This window comes from Bacillus sp. JJ722 (assembly GCF_036963345.1).
GTDB lineage: Bacteria > Bacillota > Bacilli > Bacillales > DSM-1321 > Bacillus_AD.
On sequence record NZ_JBALMO010000148.1, the window covers coordinates 467 to 3,296 of the forward strand.

Below are 2,830 nucleotides of genomic sequence, written 5' to 3' on the forward strand. Positions count from 1 at the left end.
TTTTTTAATTTCTTTTTTATCCTTTTATTTGGCGTTTCAAGAATGGAAGAAACGGTAAAGCATTTGCTTTACTTGAAAAATATTCTAAAGATAAAGTTAGAGCTAGCATAAACCTAAATGTATTGTTTATAATGATTTATAGGCTAAATAGAAAATGTTAACAGAGTTTAAGTACGTATTTATAGTGCTTTTTGATAGAGAAAGGAAGTGCAAATATTGAGTTTAAATCAATATACTAAAGAAGAATTAAAGGAAATGTCTTTAATTGAAGTAGCATACGAAATTTTGTCAGAGCGTAAGCAAGCGGTCTCTTTCCAAGGGCTTGTAAGTGAAATTGCACAATTACAAGATAAAACTATGGAAGAGGTTAATATGCAAATCTCACAATTCTATACAGATCTAAATGTAGACGGTCGTTTTAGTACAACTGGTGAAAACAACTGGGGTTTAAAAGATTGGTATCCTGTTGATCAGGTTGAGGATGAGTTAACAAACTCTGTAAAACCTAAGAAGAAGAAAGCGAAAAAAGCTCTTGAAGACGATCTTGACGAGTATGATAATGTAGATGATGATCTTGATCTAGAGTACGATGAAGATGACGAAGACGATGTCGATAGTGATGAATTACTTGATACAGATTTAGATGAAGATGATGATGATTTAGACGAAGATGATGATGAATTAGTAGAGGATGACATCGATCTAGATGATGAAGATGAAGACGAAGATGATTTGTAAATAACTTGACTTTTTAATCTGGAATTTGTAGAATCATTTTTGGGCTCCTTTAAAAAGGACATGATTACAAAATATATCGCTCCCTTACCTTTAGTAAGAGGAGCGTTTTTGTTTTTTTCAAAGATGTATAGTAATTTAATGCATAATGGAAAAACTAAAAATATATATCATTAATATTTGTTGGGCTGCAAAGCAAGCAGCTCAATTTAATTTATACCCTCGCTACAACAGTAGTGTTATAAGCACATTTTAGATTTATCAAATCATGGTTAAATTATTTGACCGATTAGTTTGTAAAGCTACTCAAGGAGCTTTACATTTTTTCATTAGTAAGCAGCTGGCTTATATGATTTCAAAAAAAATTTTAAGGGGGAACAAAAATTGACTAAGTATATTTTTGTAACTGGTGGAGTAGTATCTTCTCTAGGTAAAGGAATTACAGCAGCATCATTAGGAAGATTATTGAAGAACAGAGGATTAAGTGTAACGATCCAGAAATTTGATCCATATATTAACGTTGACCCAGGTACAATGAGTCCATATCAACATGGTGAGGTTTTCGTTACAGGTGATGGTGCGGAAACAGATCTAGACTTAGGTCACTATGAGCGTTTCATCGATATTAATTTAAGCAAATACAGCAATGTTACATCTGGTCGTGTGTACTCTACAGTACTTCGTAAAGAACGCCGTGGTGATTATCTTGGTGGAACTGTTCAAGTAATCCCTCATATTACAAATGAAATCAAAGAGCGTGTTCTTCGTGCAGGTAAAGAAACAAATGCTGATGTTGTTATTACTGAAATCGGTGGAACAGTGGGTGATATTGAATCACTACCATTCCTAGAAGCGATTCGTCAAATTAAGAGTGATATTGGCCATGAGCATGTTTTATATCTTCACTGTACATTAATTCCTTACATTAAAGCTGCAGGAGAAATGAAAACAAAGCCAACTCAACATAGTGTAAAAGAATTAAGAAGCTTAGGTATTCAACCAAACGTAATTGTTGTACGTACAGAAATGCCAGTTTCTCAAGATATGAAAGACAAGATTGCTCTTTTCTGTGATATTGACAAAAAAGCGGTAATTGAGTGCCGCGATGCAGACACTTTATATTCTGTGCCTTTAGCATTACAAGAGCAAAACTTGGATCAAATTGTTTGTGATCACCTGAAATTAAATTGTGGTGAAGCAGATATGACTGAATGGAAAGCTCTTGTTGAGAAAGTATTGAACCTTTCTAAGAAAACAAAGATCGCTTTAGTTGGTAAATATGTAGAACTTCAAGATGCATATCTTTCAGTTGCAGAGGCATTAAAGCATGCCGGTTATGCATTTGATGCAGACATTGATATCGATTGGATTAATTCTGAAGAGGTTACGAGTGAAAATGTAGCAGAACTTTTATCTGGTGCAGATGGAATTCTTGTTCCTGGTGGATTTGGAGATCGTGGAGTAGAAGGAAAAATCGAAGCAATTCGCTATGCTCGTGAAAACAAAGTTCCATTCTTAGGAATCTGCTTAGGTATGCAATTGGCTACAGTAGAATTTGCACGTAATGTATTAGGTTTAGAAGGTGCACATTCATCTGAACTTAACCCAAATACACCATACCCAATCATTGATTTATTACCAGAGCAAAAAGACGTAGAAGATCTTGGTGGAACATTACGTCTAGGTTTATATCCATGTAAACTAGTGGAAGACACGAAAGCAATGGAAGCTTACAATGATGAAGTAGTGTATGAGCGTCATCGTCACCGTTATGAGTTCAACAATCACTTCCGTCAAGACATGGAAGCAAAAGGCTTTGTATTCTCTGGTACAAGCTTAGATGGACGTCTAGTTGAGGTTGTAGAGTTACAAGACCATCCTTGGTTCGTAGCTTCACAATTCCACCCAGAATTCACGTCAAGACCAACAAAACCACAACCATTATTCCGTAACTTCATTGAAGCTTCACTGAAGAATGGTAAGTAAAATAGAAAAGAGGTTGTCCAGTTATCGGACAACCTCTTTTTTCATTGTTTAGGAAATTATAAAATAATTTGTTGTTGATAACTTTAAATAGAGTGATTCTACGTCCAGC

The 2,830-nt window shown here is 34.8% G+C and carries 2 protein-coding genes; both read left to right on the forward strand.

The features are described 5' to 3' along the window. The first annotated feature begins 216 nt into the window (after positions 1-216). Positions 217-738: a DNA-directed RNA polymerase subunit delta gene (rpoE, locus tag V7014_RS17560; protein ID WP_335508755.1), complete on the forward strand. Its 522-nt coding sequence runs from the start codon at positions 217-219 to the stop codon at positions 736-738. Between the two features lie 381 nt (positions 739-1,119). Next, positions 1,120-2,721, forward strand: a complete 1,602-nt coding sequence (locus V7014_RS17565; RefSeq protein ID WP_335508757.1) for a CTP synthase — start codon at positions 1,120-1,122, stop codon at positions 2,719-2,721. The last annotated feature ends 109 nt before the right edge of the window (positions 2,722-2,830 follow it).